Consider the following 15,085-nt stretch of genomic DNA (forward strand, 5'->3'; position numbering starts at 1 on the left):
CCCGGTTGACCCGGGCTCGAGACGACGACGGAACGTCGATCGCGATCCTGTTCGCGGTCATCAACCACCTGCTGTACGCCATGATGTCCCTCGCCTGGTGGGCAGCGTGGAGCGGCCAGATCACCGCCACCACGTCGGAACACACCCGCGACATCGTGCGCGACGGGCTCGCCGTGGTCCTCGTGAACGTCCTCTTCGGCCTCTTGGTCATCGGCGGCACCTTCGTGCTGCGCCCGATGCGCCGCCCGTGGAGGACGCGCCTGCTGATCATCACGGGGGTCGCGCTGGTGGCCTCGGTGCCGCGGGCCCTGCAGGCGATTCCCAGCACACCGACCAGCGGGACCTACCTCGTCGTGGAGTACACGGCCAGCGTCGTCGCCGCCATCGTCGCGGTGGGGGCCGGGTTGCTCGTCGCCACGCTCATGGGCATGACCCGCAGCGAGGAACGGCGCCGCGTGGCCGGGGAGATCCGCGCCCGCCAGGCCGTGGACCAGCTACAGGCCGAGGAGACGAGGGTCCGCCGGATGGTCTCCGACCAGCTGCACGGCAGACTGCAGTACCGCATGGTTGTCGTCACCGCCGGACTCGACGGGGTGGCCGACCAGCTCTCAGCGGCTGGTGACGATGCCCGAGCGGCGGAGCTGCGCCGCCTGGTCGAGGCGCTCGAGCAGATTCGTGAGGACGAGGTGCGCTCCCTGTCCCAAGCGGTCTTTCCCTCTGGCGCCGATCTGAGCACAGCGGCCGCAATCGACGTCCTGCTGAGGCGGCTGCCTCGGGAGATCAGCGCCTCGATCGAGCTCGGTCCCGGCTATGGAACGTTGGTGGACCGGAATGCTTCTCCGATGCCCGTGCCAGAGCGGCTGGTGGCCATCTACACGGTCGAGGAAGCGGTGACGAACGCCCTCAAGCACGGCCACGCCCGATCTGTCGTGGTCCGCGCCGATGCCGCCCCAACCGCCGTTCCGGGGCGATGGCTCTTCGAGGCCACGATCGACGACGACGGCACGGGACCGCCGGCGCAGACCCCGCAGCTGCACGGATTGGAGCGGCACCGCTCTCGGATCGAGAGCCGTGGAGGAGCCCTCGAACTGACGAGGAACCCGAAGGGGGGCGCCCGGCTGCGGTTCACGCTGCCGTTCGAGCCCGCGCTGGACGACGCTGCGAGCTGATCCGCTGCGCCCGGCCCTCCTTGCTGCCGCGCAGGGATCTGCGTGGTACCACGCACATCGGCACTGAGGCCGTCCTGACACCTCGTCCAATGGTGTCCGACCGCTGGGGCCGCCGGGCCTCACGATCCGCACAAGGAGACTCAGATGCGTTCAGCCGTCACGACCCAGATCCGCCCCATGACGGGTGCACCGCCGCCTCGGCTCGGCCCCGACCTGCAGCCGCTCCGGCTCGGCGCTCGGCTGGGGATCGACGTCGTCACGGCCAAGCTCAGCATCCTGCGCGATCACCAGCGACACCAGCACACGGGAGACCCGGTCGAGCAGGTCTGTTCCCGCCTGAAGTCGGTCGACTCGATCCTCGGCAAGGCCAGCCGCAAGCAGGTTCCGGTGACCGCGGCGGCGATTCGTGATCAGATCCTCGACATCGCCGGTGTCCGCGCGATCTGCCGGTTCCCCTCCGACGTGTACCTGGTGCGAGACCTGCTGCTCGCACAGCCGGACGTCAGGTTGCTGTCCGAGCGCGACTACGTTGCCCATCCCAAGCCGAGCGGTTACCGGGCACTTCACCTGATCGTGCAGGTGCCGGTGTTTCGTCTCGGTCGGGTGGACCACGTGGCCGTGGAGCTGCAGCTGCGCACCGTCGCGATGGACCATTGGGCACGCCTGGAGCACCAGATCGGCTACAAGGGTCAGGATCCGGTGCCCGCACACACGAAGGACCTCCTCAGGCGCGCCGCCGAGGATGCCTGGTCGCTGGACCTGAGGTTGGACGGCGTGCGCCACCAGGCGCGGGCACAGCGGGACGACTCGCCTTCGTTCCTCGACAGCCGTGCGCTCCCCTCGTTCTGGGGCCGCACCGACACGCTTTCGGGCGCGCCGCCCTTCACGGGTCAGCCGGCCGCCGGACATCAGCCTGCGGCCTAGCGCGGGTCACCCTTCACCGGTCGTTCGTGACGACCGTGCGGCCAGAGGCGTGACCGGACTCGACCAGGGCCACCGCATCGGCGCAGTCGCTGAAGGGGAAGGTCGCGCCGACCACCGGTGCCAGCGCCCCCGATGCGACCAGTGCTGCCACCTCTGCGTAGGTCTGCGCCGTGCGGCGCCTGGTCACGCCGGAACCACCGATCTCGACAGCCGCGGCAGGCGAGGCGATGCTGCGGATGACGCTGCCCGGCCGGAGCACCGGGGGCGACTGGCGCAGGGTCTCCCCGCCGACGGTGTCGATCAGCCCGTGCACCCCCTCCGGCGCAACAGCCTCCACCCGACCGGTCCAGCCGGGTCCCGACGGGATGTGGACCGCTCCCAGGTCCACGACCAGTCGCCGTTTGCCCGGGCTGGCCACTCCGATGACACGCAGGCCGCGAAGGAGTCCGAGCTGGACGGCGTGGCTGCCGACCCCACCACCGGCGCCCAGAACGAGGAGCGTCTCGCCGGGCTGCAGGTCGAGCTCATCGAGGGCGTCCCACGCGGTGCCGATCGCGACGGGGATGCAGGCCGCCTCGACCGCAGTCACGTGTGCGGGCACCGGGACGGTCTGTGTGGCCTCGAGCAGCACGTGGTCCGCCAGGGCGCCAGACCCGTCCGCGCAGGATCCGAACACCAGGCAGCCGGGCTGGAGCCCAGTCTCCTCGTCGGCCGAGAGCACGATGCCGCACGCCTCCCGGCCCATGGCCATCGGAAAGTCGACCGACACCCTCCCCTGACGCTGCCCGGTCCGGACCTTGATGTCGGCTGGGTTCACGCCGGCGGCCCGCATCGCGACCAGCACCGTGCCGTCTCTGCGTTCGGGCGGCGGGACCTCGAAGAACCGCTGGACCTCAGGACCCCCGTACCTCTCGAACCCGAAGATGCGCACCCTGACGTCACTCGCCGACCGGCTCGAGACGGACGCAGCAGCGACCCGGGCTCGGATCGAGCCGGGCTCGCAGGCCCTCCTCGCCCACGGCATCGAGCAGGCCCTCCATCAGCCGGAGGTTCATCCCGCAGACGAGCTCGGTGTGGCGCGTGGACAGTTCATGGAACGGGCAGTTGGCCAGCACCAGGGCGCCGCCCTCCTCGAAGGGCTCGTAGCCCGACCGGGCCAGCGCCTGCGCAAGTCCGCCTTCAGCGAGGTCATGGCCGCGCTCCCACGCGTGCCGGGCCAGGCACTCGCGGACCGGCTCGCCGGTCCGCTCCGAATCCTCCACCGCGGCCGCGAGCAGCTCACCCGCGATGTCGTAGTGGCGGGGCGGCAACGAGACGGCGACCTCCTGCGTGGCACGCGCGTAGACCTTCGCCGGGCGCCCGGCTCCGGGACCGGAGCGGCCCGTCCGGCGCTCGAAGGTGGCCGTCAGCAGGCCCTCCTCGGTGAGCCGGTCGAGGTGGAACGCCACGGTGTTGCGTGGCAGATCCACCGACTCGGCGACCTCGTCACGCGTGAGTCCGCGGCGCGCGCCGACGACGACGTCGTAGACCCGGCGGCGGGTCGGCTCCGCGAGTGCAGCCACGGCATTGAGGTGTTCCGACATGAGTCACATTCTAAAGCCAAGATCCATTGACGCAAAGGGCTCACACGTTCTAACGTCGAAGTATCCTGACTATAGAAAGGAAGCTGGACATGAGCACCACGTCCACCCCCCGAACAGATCGATCGCCCTCGAGGCTCAGCGCGGATCCGGCCGACCAGGCCTTCCTCGTGCTGAGGACGGCGTTCACCGTCGCACCGATCATCTTCGGGCTCGACAAGTTCGCCAACATCCTCACCGACTGGCCGCAGTACCTCGCTCCGTGGATCGACAACATCGTCCCGGGGACGGCGCAGCAGGCGATGTACATCGTCGGGGTCGTCGAGATCGTCGCCGGCATCCTCGTCGCCCTGCGGCCCCGGATCGGCGGGCTCGTCGTGGCCGCCTGGCTCCTCGGCATCATCGTCAACCTGCTCACGCTGCCCGGCTACTACGACGTGGCCCTGCGCGACGTCGGCCTCCTCGCGGCCGCGATCGCCCTCTGGCGGCTGGCCTCCCGCCCCACGACGACCTGAGCGAGAGACGCGAACTGCGCACTCGACTCCCCCGCTCGAGTGTGCAGCTCGCGTCGTGACCGAACTACTTCACCGAGCCGCTCATCAGGCCGCCGATGAAGTACCGCCCGAGCAGGATGTAGACGAGCAGGGTCGGCAGCGAGGCAAGCAGCACTCCGGCCATGATCGACGGGTAGTCCGGGTTCTGGCCGCCGGCGAGCTCGTTGAGGGCATAGGTGACCGGGCCGTTGTTGCGATTGGTGAGGAACAGGGCGAAGAGGAAGTCGTTCCAGGCCGACGTGAACTGCCAGATCATCGTCACGACGAAGGCGGGCGCCGAGATCGGCAGGACGATGGACCGGTAGGTCCGCAGCATCCCGGCCCCGTCGACCTTGGCCGCCTCGAGGATCTCGTTGGGGACGGCGGTCGCGTAGTAGTTGCGGAAGATCAGGCTGCAGATCGGGATGCCGAAGATGAGATGGACGGCGATGAGCTTGGCGATCCCATCGAACCACGAGAACCCGGGCGTCCCCTGGATGTCGAGGAGCATGCCCTGCAGCGGGATCATGATGGCCTGGTAGGGGATGAACATCCCGAACAGGAAGAGCGTGAAGACCAGCGTCGCCCCCGGGAACTGCCACTTGGCGAAGACGAACCCGTTGACCGACCCGAGGACCGCGGAGAGCACCGCCACGGAGGTCGCCAGGATGACCGACCGGAAGAGCGCCGGCGAGAGCGAGTCCCACGCAGACCGCCAGCCCTCGACGGACCAGACGGACGGGAACGTCCACGCCTGGCTCGCGCTGACGTCGGCACTGCGCTTGAAGCTCGTGACGAACAGGACGTAGAGCGGGATGAGGATGAGGATGATGAAGAGGATGAGCAGGGCGTACTTGACCGTCCGCCCCGCCGCGGTGCCCTCGGTCCCCGGCGCCTTGCCGGTCGTGGCCCGGGCGGCGATGGCGTCAGTGCCCGGCGCCACCGGTGTTGCCTGTGCGGTTGCCGTGGTCATGCCCGTGTCCCCTTCTCGGTCTTGTTCGTGTAGATGAGGTACGGCACGACGACGATGGCGATGAGCGCCAGCAGGATCGTCGCGTTGACCGCGGCGGCCGTGGGGTTGTTCTGCTGGAACATCTGCGTCCACATCAGCGTCGCGGGAACGGAGGCCTTGTAGGAGTTCTGGCCGGCGATCGCGTAGATGAGGTCGAACATCTTCATCGACATGTGGCCGATGATGATGAGCGCGGAGAGGGCGATCGGCGACAGCTGCGGGAACAGGACGTGCCGGTAGATCTGTCGCTCGCTCGCGCCGTCGATCCGGGCCGCCTCACGCTGGTCCTCCGAGATCCCCCGGAAGCCGGCGAGGAACAGGGCCATGACGTATCCGGACAGCTGCCAGATCGCGGGCATCGCCATCGCGGCCATGGAGAACGCGCTCGGGGACTGCCACCAGGCGCTCTGGAACCGTTCGAGCCCCATCATCGCGAGGAGCTGGTTGAGCCCGACGGCCTGGTCACCCTTGCCCGGCGAGAGCAGCCAGCGCCAGACGACACCGGCCGCGATGAAGGAGATCGCCATGGGCAGCAGGTACACCGACCGGAAGAAGCCCTCGCCCGAGGCGCCCTTCTCGAGCAGCACGGCCCAGAGCAGGCCGAAGATCATCGTGCCCGCAAGGAAGGTGACGGTGAGGACGAGCAGGTTGAACAGGGCGTGCTGGTAGTCGTCGCTGCCGAGCAGCTTCGTGTAGTTCTCGATCCCGCCAGGGTTGGTCACCCGCTTGGTCGCGAGGGTCTCCGTGCGGTCCAGCGACGTGAGGACGTTCTGGTAGATGAACCAGTAGACGAAGATCCCCACGAGGATGATCGACGGCAGCACCATCAGGAAGCCGGGCAGCCAGTCACGTGCCCTCGTGCCCTTGCGCATGTGCGCCTCCTTGGGAGGACGGAAGGAGTGGAAGGTGCCGTATGCCGCTGAGCCAGCTCAGTGGCATACGGCACTTCCCTTGTGGTTGGCCGGAACTCAGCCGAGGTTCTTCTTGGCGGCTGCGGTCAGGTCGGTGACGAGCGTCGCGTCGTCCTTCGTCGTGTAGAACTTGCTGATCGCAGTGGTGATGTCAGCATTCCACGCGAGCGAGACAGCCGCGCCGTGGGCGATGGACGAGACGATCGTGTTCGACTTGAACGCCTCCATCGCGGACTGCTGGTACGGCGGGAAGTCGGTCGGCGGCACGTCGGTGCGGGCCGGGATCGAGCCCTTGGCCATGTTGAACGCCTTCTGGCCGTCGGCCGAGCCGACGAGCATGAGCCAGTCCTTGGCTCCGCCGGGGTTCTTCGCGCCCTTGGGCAAGGTGAACGAGTCGGCAAGGAAGTCGAAGACGCCGTCCTGACCGGGCACCGGGAAGTACTGGTAGTCGGTCTGCTCCTTCTTGCCCTTGGCGGTGAACTCCGCCACGGCCCAGTCGCCCATGACGTTGTAGGCAGCCTTGCCGTCGATGACCATGTCGGTCGCGACCGGCCAGTCGTCACCGTCGGACGCCGTGTTGGCGTAGGTCAGCAGCTTCTTGTAGTCGGCCGCTGCCTGCTTCACCTCGGCCGAGTCCCACGCGGTCTTGCCGTCGAAGAGGCCGCTGTACTTCTCGGGGCCGAGCGTGGAGATGAGCACGGTCTCGAAGAGCTGGACCTGCGTCCACGAGCCAGCGATCGACAGCGGGGTGGAGACACCGGAGGCCTTGACCTTGTCCATGTCAGCCATCCAGCTCGCGATGTCCTTCGGCACGGAGTTGATGCCGGCCTTCTTGAGCACCTCGGAGTTGGCCCACACGACGTTGGCCCGGTGGATGTTCGACGGCACCGAGTAGATGTTGCCGTTCACCGTGATGCGCTCGAGCAGGTTCTTCGGGAAGACCTGGTCGCCACCGAGGGCGGTGATGACGTCGTTGACCGGCTCGATCTGCCCAGCGTCGATGTAGTCGAGCAGCTCGGCGCCGGCGTGACCCTGGAACGAGTCCGGCGGCTGGTTGTTCTGCAGGTCGGAGGCCAGCTTCGCCTTCGCGTTCGAGCCGGCACCACCCGCGACGGCCAGGTTGACGAAGTTGTTGTTCGGGTACTTCTCCTTGAACAGCTTCTCGAGGGCGTCGAGGCCCTCCTTCTCCGATCCGGCCGCCCACCAGGTGAAGACGCCCACGTCTCCACCGGCACCGCCGGCCTTCGTCGCGAGCGACGTGTTGGGAGCGGCGCCCTGCTCAGGCGTGTTCGACGAGCCGCACGCGGCCAGTCCGAGTGCGGCGACCGTTGCGACGGCCACCGTTGCAACGAACCTGTTGCGCATTGATCCTCCTCGGTTTTGCCGCCTTTGCCTCATGGCCGGCGGCTGATGGTGTGCCCGGGAGCCGGGCGGGTGTTTCAGCTGGAGCCGCTCGCGCGGTCCGTGGGCGGTGGGTCGCTCGGCACCGTCGGCCGGCCCACGGGTGTGGGAGGCAGGCAGCGAAGGACCGTGACGTCGCCCGCGATGCGGAGGTCGCCCGCACCGTGGGGAATGAGCAGGACATCGCCTGCGGCGATGTCGAGCGACGAGCCGTCAGCCTCCGTCGTGAGGGTGCCCCGGCCCTCGACGACGACGGTGACGGCGAACCCCCGATCGACGACGACGGAATCGTCGCCGTCAAGCCGGACGACCTGCGCCCGGAAGAACTCCTCCGCCTCGGACGGGAGCGCTCGTGCGACCCCCCGAGCGTCGGTCCAACGCTGCCGCAGGGCGGCGACTCCTGCGGGTGGGAGGGCGTCGTGAACCACGCTCTCCAGAGCCGTGGCCCGAGGCAGCCCCAGGAAGGCATGCTCCTGCTCGAGGCCGAACCGCTCGTGCTCGAGCATGACCGAGAAGTCGGTCGGCTCCTGCAGCTCGACGAGCAGGACGCCCGGGCCGATCGCGTGGGGCTGCCCCGCCGGCACGAGGATCGCGTCGCCGCGGGAGACCTCGATCGGGTTGAGCTGCGCGAGGAGGCGCTCGTCCTGGGCGTCGACGAGGGCCGCGAGCTCCTCGGTGCCCAGGCCGTCCCGAAAGCCGACCCAGACAGTGGCACCGGGCTCGGCGTCGACGATGAGCCAGGCCTCGGTCTTGCCGTGGTCGCAGTCTAGGTGCCGGGCGGCGAAGGCACGATCAGGGTGGGAGTGGACCGGGAGGCGTTCACCGCTGTCGAGCAGCTTGGTCAGCAGCTGCGGCTCGACGCCGAACCGGGCGACGTGTGCTGGGCCGAGCCAGCTCTCCGCGTCGCCCGCGAGCGCCGCGGGCAGCGTCGTGCGCTCGTCGAGCTGGGTGACCCCGCCTCCCCCCTCGGCGAACAGGTGGGTCGTCGACGCGAGCCAGTCCTCGGGGCGGTAGCCGTCGAAGTCCTCGGGGACCGGGAGGCCGCGGAAGGCGAGGATCCGCTCGCCACCGCGGTAGAACCGATGGGGAGTGTTGGGCGCGAGCACGGCAGGTGCTGTCTGGGGCCGGGTCACGAGGCGCTCACGTTCCGCACGTCCCGGCCCGGCCGCCGAGGCACACCGGAGGAACGGACGACGAGCCTCGTGGGCAGGACGAAGGTCTGGGCCGATCCCTCGTCACCGAGGAGCCGGGCGAAGAGCTGCTGGGCGGCCTTCTGTCCCATCGCTGCGGGGTCCTGGAAGACGACGGTGACCGGCGGCTCGACGACGTCGGACAGCTCGAAGTCGTCGTACGCGACAAAGGACAGTTGCGTCGCCCAGTCGTGCAGCGCCGTGAGGGCCGGGATCGTGACCCGGGTGTTGCCGGTGATGATGGCGGTCACCGGATCGGCTCCGCCCGTCCACCTCGTCAGGGCGCTACGCACCGTCTCGGGGGAGTGCGGGCCCATCGAGACGAGCGGGGTGCCGGGCAGCCGGAGGTCCCGGTGGGTCGTCATGAAACCCTCCCGCCGCTGCCGGGCCGTCCACACGTCGGCCGAGTCGCCGAGGAAGCCGATCCGCCGGTGGCCGTGGGCGACGAGGTGCTCGACCGCGCTGCGGATGCCGCCGAGATTGTCCGACAGCACCGTGTCGACCGGTGTCTCGCTCCGCACGGGCCGGTCGAGGTAGACAACGGGCGTGCGGCTCGCGATCACGGTCGGGTCGGCCACCGGCGTCTCGCCCGCCGGGACGACGATGAGCCCGTCGACGCGCCGGGCGACGAGGCCCTTGAGGACGGAACGCTCGCGCGTGGGGGAACCCTCGGCGGAGGCGGTCACGAGCAGGTACCGGTGAATCCGGGCCTCTCGCTCCACCGCAGCACCGATCTGCGAGTAGAACGGGTCGGCCAGGTCCTCGACGACGAGGCCGATGGTGAAGGTCCGGCCCTGGCGGAGGGTTGCGGCGCTGTCGCCGCGGCGGAAGCCCACCCGCTCGATGACCGCTCGGACCCGCTCGGCCGTGTCCGGCCGGACTCCGGGCTCGTGGTTGACGACCCGTGAGACGGTCTTGACGGACACGTGCGCCTCGGCGGCGATGTCGGCCATTGTCGGCCGGCTCGTCGTCCGATCACGTGGCTCCGTTGTCATGTCCTGATGACAGCAGAGGGGCGCCACCCCGGCAACGAGATGTGACCGGCTCGTAACCCATTGACGCGTCCCTGTCCGATGCCTTGTCCGAAGTGGACAAGGCGGTGCCCCACCGTTGACGGGTCTGGGCGGCAATAGGAGTCTCAGGCCCAACGGCTCCCAGCCGGACGATCGGCGCGTATGCGCGCAAACCGACCGTCCCAGCCACACCCCCGCAGGCTCAACGACGAGCCCTGACTGCACGGAGGAATCATGGGCGTGACTGCTGCACTGCTGAAGGGGACGGTGGCCATGACGCTCGTGGCCACCTCCACACTCGGGATGACCGCTGAGTCGCCCTCTGCCGCGGCCTCGCCCGCGCCACCGGCACTCGCCTCGGCCCCGCCGGCACCCGACTTCGCCACCTCGTTCGAGGAGGGACAGCCGCAGCCCGACGTGTCCACCGTCGAGGTCGGGCAAGACGGCCCCCGCCAGCGCAACGTCACCGGGACCTTCAACGTGGGTGGCAGCCTGCTGGGGTCGGTCACCGGCGTCACCGCCAGCGCCCAGAACGCCCCGGGGGAGGTGGCAGCCAACCTCGCCGACGCCAACCCGGACACGAAGTGGCTGGCCTTCGCCACGACCGGGTGGGTGCGCTACCAGCTCGCATCGCCCGCCAAGGCGGTTCGCTACTCCCTCACCTCGGCCAACGACGCGCCGGAGCGCGACCCGAAGGACTTCCGGCTCGAGGGATCGAACGACGGCACGACGTGGTCCACCATCGACGCCCGGACGAACGTCGACTTCCCCGGCCGGTTCGCAACGCTCACGTTCGACGTGACGAGCCCAGCGGCATACGGCTACTACCGCCTCAACGTGACTGCGGTCCACAGCGGCGGCATCGTCCAGCTGGCCGACTGGGACCTCAATGACGGCTCGACCGGCAATGGCGACCCGACGCCGATGGTGACGAGCGTGGGAGCCGGGCCGATCTCCGGCTTCAACATCAAGCCGCTCGTGGGCTGGACCGGCGTCAAGGCGCTGCGGTACTCCGGCGGCCACACCGCCGCGGGGCGGGGGTATGCCTGGAACCGGCTCTTCGACGTCGACGTCCCGGTGACGGAGACGACCCAGGTGGCATACAAGATCTTCCCCGACATGGTCTCCGGAGACCTGAGCTACCCCTCCACCCACACTGCGATCGACCTTCGCTTCACCGATGGCACCTACCTGTCCGACCTCGGCGCCCGTGACGTGCACGGGGTCGCAGGGAGTCCGTCCGGCCAGGGTCGGGGCAAGATCCTCTATGCGCACCAATGGAACTCGGTCACGCTGGACGTGGGACGCGTTGCCGCCGGCAAGACCATCGACCGGATACTCGTCGGTTACGACAATCCGGACGCAAGCGAGGAGACGCGGTTCGGCGGCTGGATCGACGACCTGTCCATCGTCCCGCAGCCGGCGGCCATCGACGGCTCCGACCTGACCAACTACGTCGACGTGCGCCGCGGCACGAACTCGTCCGGTTCCTTCTCGCGAGGCAACAACCTGCCGATCAGCGCCGTCCCGAACGGGTTCACGTTCTTCACGCCTGCGACGGACGCGAACTCGAGCTCGTGGGAGTACCACTACCAGGCGCAGAACAACGGAGCGAACCTGCCTGTGCTCCAAGGGCTGGCCGTCTCGCACGAGCCGAGCCCGTGGATGGGCGACCGCAACCAGCTGTCCGTCATGCCGTCCCTCGCGGCAGGCGTCCCGACCGGCTCGGCATCCGGTCGCGGACTGGCCTTCGACCACGCGACCGAGGTCGCCCGGCCCGACTACTACAAGGTCGAGCTGGCCGGTGGCGCCGACGCGAGCGGTATCCGCGCCGAGACGGCTCCAGCCGACCACGGCGGCGTCTTCCGGTTCACCTTCCCCAATGCGGCCTCTGTCGGTCATCTCGTGGTCGACACCGTGGACAACAACGGTGCCTTCACCGTGGCGGCTGGCTCGAACGAGCTCACCGGGTGGGTCGACAACGGCAGCGGCCTGTCCGCTGGCCGGAGCCGGATGTTCGTCTACGGGACGTTCGACCGTCCAGTCACCGCCGCGGGTACGGCACCGGGCGGGCACTCGGGGACCCGCTACGCGACCTTCGACGTCAGCAGCGACCGCCAGGTGGTCCTCAAGCTGGCGACGTCCTTCCTCTCGCTCGACCAGGCTCGCCGCAACCACGCACTCGAGCTCGACGGGCGCGACTTCGATGCCGTGCGGGCCGCGGCGAAGCTGGCGTGGAACGGGCGGCTCGGCGTCGTGGACGTCGCTGGAGCCAACGACAGCGAGCGGATGACGCTCTACTCGAACCTCTACCGGCTCAACCTCTATCCCAACAGCCAGTTCGAGAACACCGGCTCGGCCACCGCGCCGCGCTACCAGTACGCGAGCCCGGTGAGCCCGAAGTCCGGCAGCGCGACGCCGACCCAGACGAACGCCGCCGTCAAGGACGGCAAGCTGTACGTCAACAACGGGTTCTGGGACACCTACCGCACCGTCTGGCCCGCGTACTCCCTGCTCTATCCGGAGGTCGCGGCAGAGATCGCCGACGGTTTCGTCCAGCAGTACCGCGACGGCGGCTGGGTCGCGCGGTGGTCGTCACCGGGCTACGCCGACCTCATGACCGGCACGAGCTCCGACGTGTCCTTCGCCGACGCCTACGTCAAGGGTGTCCCGCTGCCTGACCCGCTGGGCACCTACGACGCGGCGCTCAAGAACGCGACGGTCCTGCCGACATCGAGCGCCGTTGGCCGCAAGGGGCTCGACACGTCGATCTTCCTCGGCTACACGAGCACGAGCACGCACGAGAGTGTGTCGTGGGGCCTCGAGGGACTCGTCAACGACTTCGGGATCGGGACCATGGCCGCCCAGCTCGCCAAGGACCCCCGGACCCCCGAGGCGCGACGAGCCCAGCTCACCGAGGAGTCGCAGTACTTCCTGCGCCGGGCGACGAACTACGTCAACGTCTTCAACGACAAGGTCGACTTCTTCCAGGGCCGCGCCGCGAACGGCAGCTTCCCCGCGACCTTCGACCCGGAGGTCTGGGGCGGCGACTTCACCGAGACGAACGGCTGGAACTTCGCCTTCCACGCGCCGCAGGACGGCAACGGCCTGGCCAACCTCTACGGCGGCCGCGCGGCCCTCGCCGACAAGCTCGACGAGTTCTTCGCCACGCCGGAGACGGCCACCAAGCCGGGCTCGTACGGCGGCACCATCCACGAGATGCTCGAGGCGCGCGACGTCCGGATGGGCCAGCTCGGCCAGAGCAACCAGGTCAGCCACCACATCCCGTACATGTACGTCTGGACCGGGCAGCAGTGGAAGACGGCCGAGAAGGTCCGCGAGATCATGCGCCGCCTCTACGTGGGGTCGGACATCGGCCAGGGCTACCCCGGCGACGAGGACAACGGCGAGATGTCGGCGTGGTACGTGCTGTCGGCGCTCGGGATCTACCCCCTTCAGGTCGGGTCTCCGGAGTGGGCGATCGGCTCACCGAAGTTCGCGCGGATGACCGTGCACCGCACCCAGGGCGACCTCGTGGTCACTGCTCCCGGCAACTCCGAGACGAACATCTACGTCCAGGGCGTCACCGTCAACGGCCAGAAGCACAAGAGCGTCTCGATCAACCAGTCCGCCCTCGCCGGGAACGCCCGGGTCGAGTTCGCGATGGGTGCCCGCCCGTCGGACTTCGGCGCTCGCGCCCAGGACGCCCCGCCGTCCCTGACCAAGGGCACCGAGGCGCCGAAGCCGCTCAAGGACGCCACCGGCCCCGGCCGTGGCTCGGCCACCGCCTCCGGTCTCGCCACCGGCAGTGACGCCAAGGCACTCTTCGACGACACGTCGCGGACGTCGGCGGCCTTCGCGACCGCAACGCCGACCATCGGCTTCACGCTGTCGGGAGTGGGCCAGCGGGCGACGTGGTACACGGTCACGTCCGGGCTCGCCGCCGGTGACCCGTCGGCGTGGCGCCTCGAGGGCTCGCGCGACGGCGGTGCGACGTGGACCACGCTCGACACCCGGTCGGGTGAGCAGTTCCCATGGCGCGTGCAGACGCGGCCGTTCCGGATCGCCGAGCCCGAGACCTACACCTCCTACCGTCTCGTCGTGACGGCGAGCACCGGCGCGGCCAACGTCAACCTCGCCGAGGTGGAGCTGCTGACGGACGGGTCGAAGGCGCAGACGACCGGTCTCAAGGTCGTCGGCGCACCGGAGTTCGAGGTCACCGAGGACGCCGAGTGGAGCGGCACCGTGGCGACGTTCTCCGGCGGGGTCGGCTACCCGTCCGGACCCGTCACGGCCACCATCGCCTGGGGTGACGGCTCGAGCTCCAGCGGCACGATCGAAGCCGGCGACCTCGGCTCCTTCACCGTCAACGGCACGCACACCTGGTCCGAGCCCGGCTACTACCAGCCCCGAGTGACGGTGACGATGCAGACCGGCAGCGGGAGCGCCGTCGGTGGCGTCACGGTGCACCAGGCGTCCGTGCCGTCCTACGCCGCGGCGTTCAACTCGGTCTGCATCGGCGAGGTGGGCCAGCAGGTGCCGTGCGACGCGGACCGCGCGGGGATCTCCCGCTCGGCGCTGACCGAGGCTGGCGGCGTCCCTGGACGCGTCATCACGGTGCCGGGCACGGATCTGCGCTACTCGATCCCGGCCATCCCGCCCGGCGCGAACGACAACGCGACCGGGGCGGGACAGACGCTCGAGCTAACCCTGGCCCCGGGCGCGACGAAGCTCTCGCTCATCGGGACCGCCACCCAGCGGGATCAGAACACCGTGGGCCGGGTCAACTTCACCGACGGTAGCTCGGTCGACTATCCGATCCAGTACGGCGACTGGTGCGGGTCCGCGAAGTTCGGCAACGTCATCGCCCTCGAGATGGGCTTCCGGCTCAACGGGACCGGGACTGACGGGTGCCACGCGAAGCTCTTCGCCACGGCACCGTTGACCATCCCCTCCGGCAAGACCGTCCAGTCGGTGACCCTGCCAACCCAGACCGGTGACCCGAGGAGCGCGGGCCGGATCCACGTCTTCGCGGTTGCCGACAACGGCGCCGCACTGGAGCTGGCGGCCCCTGCCGACCAAGCGGCTGCGGCTGGGACGTCGGCAGACCTCGACCTCGGAGCCGTATCGGGCGGCATCCCCGCCGAGGACGGGAACGGCTATGTCGCCCGCGTCCAATGGGGCGACGGCACGGCGACCGAGGACGCCGTCGTGTCGGCCATCGGCGACGACGGCACCGCGACGGTCACCGGGTCCCACACCTGGTCGAAGTCCGGGACGTACACGGTCCACGTGCTCGCGTCCGACTCCCGCTCCGATGTCATCGCCTCCTTCACGGTGACCGTGACCTGA

The 15,085-nt window shown here is 69.3% G+C and carries 11 protein-coding genes; 4 read left to right on the top strand and 7 right to left on the bottom strand.

Annotation, left to right across the window (positions count from 1 at the left end; all coding sequences use genetic code 11):
* The first annotated feature begins 5 nt into the window (after positions 1–5).
* Positions 6–1,169: a sensor histidine kinase gene (locus ABF401_RS17285; RefSeq protein WP_353510822.1), complete on the top strand. Its 1,164-nt coding sequence runs from the start codon at positions 6–8 to the stop codon at positions 1,167–1,169.
* 144 nt (positions 1,170–1,313) lie between these two features.
* Positions 1,314–2,093: a GTP pyrophosphokinase gene (locus tag ABF401_RS17290; protein ID WP_353510823.1), complete on the top strand. Its 780-nt coding sequence runs from the start codon at positions 1,314–1,316 to the stop codon at positions 2,091–2,093.
* Positions 2,094–2,106: 13 nt separating this feature from the next.
* Here ABF401_RS17290 and ABF401_RS17295 read toward each other — a convergent pair whose 3' ends face one another.
* Both ABF401_RS17295 and ABF401_RS17300 read right to left on the bottom strand, forming a co-directional pair.
* Positions 2,107–3,024 (bottom strand): NADP-dependent oxidoreductase, encoded by a 918-nt coding sequence (locus ABF401_RS17295; protein ID WP_353510824.1) that lies wholly within the window; start codon positions 3,022–3,024, stop codon positions 2,107–2,109.
* Between the two features lie 7 nt (positions 3,025–3,031).
* The gene (locus tag ABF401_RS17300) at positions 3,032–3,676 is read right to left on the bottom strand and encodes a helix-turn-helix transcriptional regulator (RefSeq protein ID WP_353510825.1); all 645 of its coding nucleotides are present in this window, start codon (positions 3,674–3,676) and stop codon (positions 3,032–3,034) included.
* Between the two features lie 89 nt (positions 3,677–3,765).
* On the opposite strand from ABF401_RS17300, the gene ABF401_RS17305 reads away from it, so the two are divergent.
* On the top strand, positions 3,766–4,188 hold the full coding sequence (locus tag ABF401_RS17305; protein ID WP_353510826.1) for a DoxX family membrane protein: 423 nt from the start codon (positions 3,766–3,768) through the stop codon (positions 4,186–4,188).
* Positions 4,189–4,252: 64 nt separating this feature from the next.
* On the opposite strand, the gene ABF401_RS17310 is transcribed toward ABF401_RS17305, so the two are convergent.
* The 5 genes from ABF401_RS17310 to ABF401_RS17330 form a co-directional block, all read right to left on the bottom strand.
* On the bottom strand, positions 4,253–5,179 hold the full coding sequence (locus ABF401_RS17310; RefSeq protein WP_353510827.1) for a carbohydrate ABC transporter permease: 927 nt from the start codon (positions 5,177–5,179) through the stop codon (positions 4,253–4,255).
* Positions 5,176–6,090: a carbohydrate ABC transporter permease gene (locus ABF401_RS17315; RefSeq protein ID WP_353510828.1), complete on the bottom strand. Its 915-nt coding sequence runs from the start codon at positions 6,088–6,090 to the stop codon at positions 5,176–5,178. The genes ABF401_RS17310 and ABF401_RS17315 overlap by 4 nt, the downstream gene beginning before the upstream one ends.
* Positions 6,091–6,186: 96 nt before the next feature.
* Complete coding sequence (locus ABF401_RS17320; RefSeq protein WP_353510829.1) at positions 6,187–7,494, bottom strand: ABC transporter substrate-binding protein; 1,308 nt, start codon at positions 7,492–7,494, stop codon at positions 6,187–6,189.
* A gap of 74 nt (positions 7,495–7,568) precedes the next feature.
* A complete protein-coding gene (locus ABF401_RS17325) occupies positions 7,569–8,663 on the bottom strand; it encodes a class I mannose-6-phosphate isomerase (RefSeq protein WP_353510830.1) in 1,095 nt (364 codons plus the stop codon).
* The gene (locus tag ABF401_RS17330) at positions 8,660–9,715 is read right to left on the bottom strand and encodes a LacI family DNA-binding transcriptional regulator (protein ID WP_353510831.1); all 1,056 of its coding nucleotides are present in this window, start codon (positions 9,713–9,715) and stop codon (positions 8,660–8,662) included. Before ABF401_RS17330 ends, ABF401_RS17325 begins: the two co-directional genes overlap by 4 nt.
* A gap of 252 nt (positions 9,716–9,967) precedes the next feature.
* Between ABF401_RS17330 and ABF401_RS17335 the strand changes: the two genes are divergently transcribed.
* Positions 9,968–15,085 carry a GH92 family glycosyl hydrolase gene (locus ABF401_RS17335; protein WP_353510832.1) on the top strand — a complete coding sequence of 1,706 codons (5,118 nt, stop codon included), beginning with the start codon at positions 9,968–9,970 and terminating at the stop codon, positions 15,083–15,085.

The sequence above is a fragment of the Intrasporangium sp. genome (assembly GCF_040414665.1).
GTDB lineage: Bacteria > Actinomycetota > Actinomycetes > Actinomycetales > Dermatophilaceae > Intrasporangium.

Coding starts and splice junctions, on each gene's coding strand:
- ABF401_RS17290 (WP_353510823.1), top strand. CDS start 1,314: ATGCGTTCAGCCGTCACGACCCAGATCCGCCCCATGACGGGTGCACCG.
- ABF401_RS17300 (WP_353510825.1), bottom strand. CDS start 3,676: ATGTCGGAACACCTCAATGCCGTGGCTGCACTCGCGGAGCCGACCCGC.
- ABF401_RS17305 (WP_353510826.1), top strand. CDS start 3,766: ATGAGCACCACGTCCACCCCCCGAACAGATCGATCGCCCTCGAGGCTC.
- ABF401_RS17310 (WP_353510827.1), bottom strand. CDS start 5,179: ATGACCACGGCAACCGCACAGGCAACACCGGTGGCGCCGGGCACTGAC.
- ABF401_RS17315 (WP_353510828.1), bottom strand. CDS start 6,090: ATGCGCAAGGGCACGAGGGCACGTGACTGGCTGCCCGGCTTCCTGATG.
- ABF401_RS17320 (WP_353510829.1), bottom strand. CDS start 7,494: ATGCGCAACAGGTTCGTTGCAACGGTGGCCGTCGCAACGGTCGCCGCA.
- ABF401_RS17330 (WP_353510831.1), bottom strand. CDS start 9,715: ATGACAACGGAGCCACGTGATCGGACGACGAGCCGGCCGACAATGGCC.
- ABF401_RS17335 (WP_353510832.1), top strand. CDS start 9,968: ATGGGCGTGACTGCTGCACTGCTGAAGGGGACGGTGGCCATGACGCTC.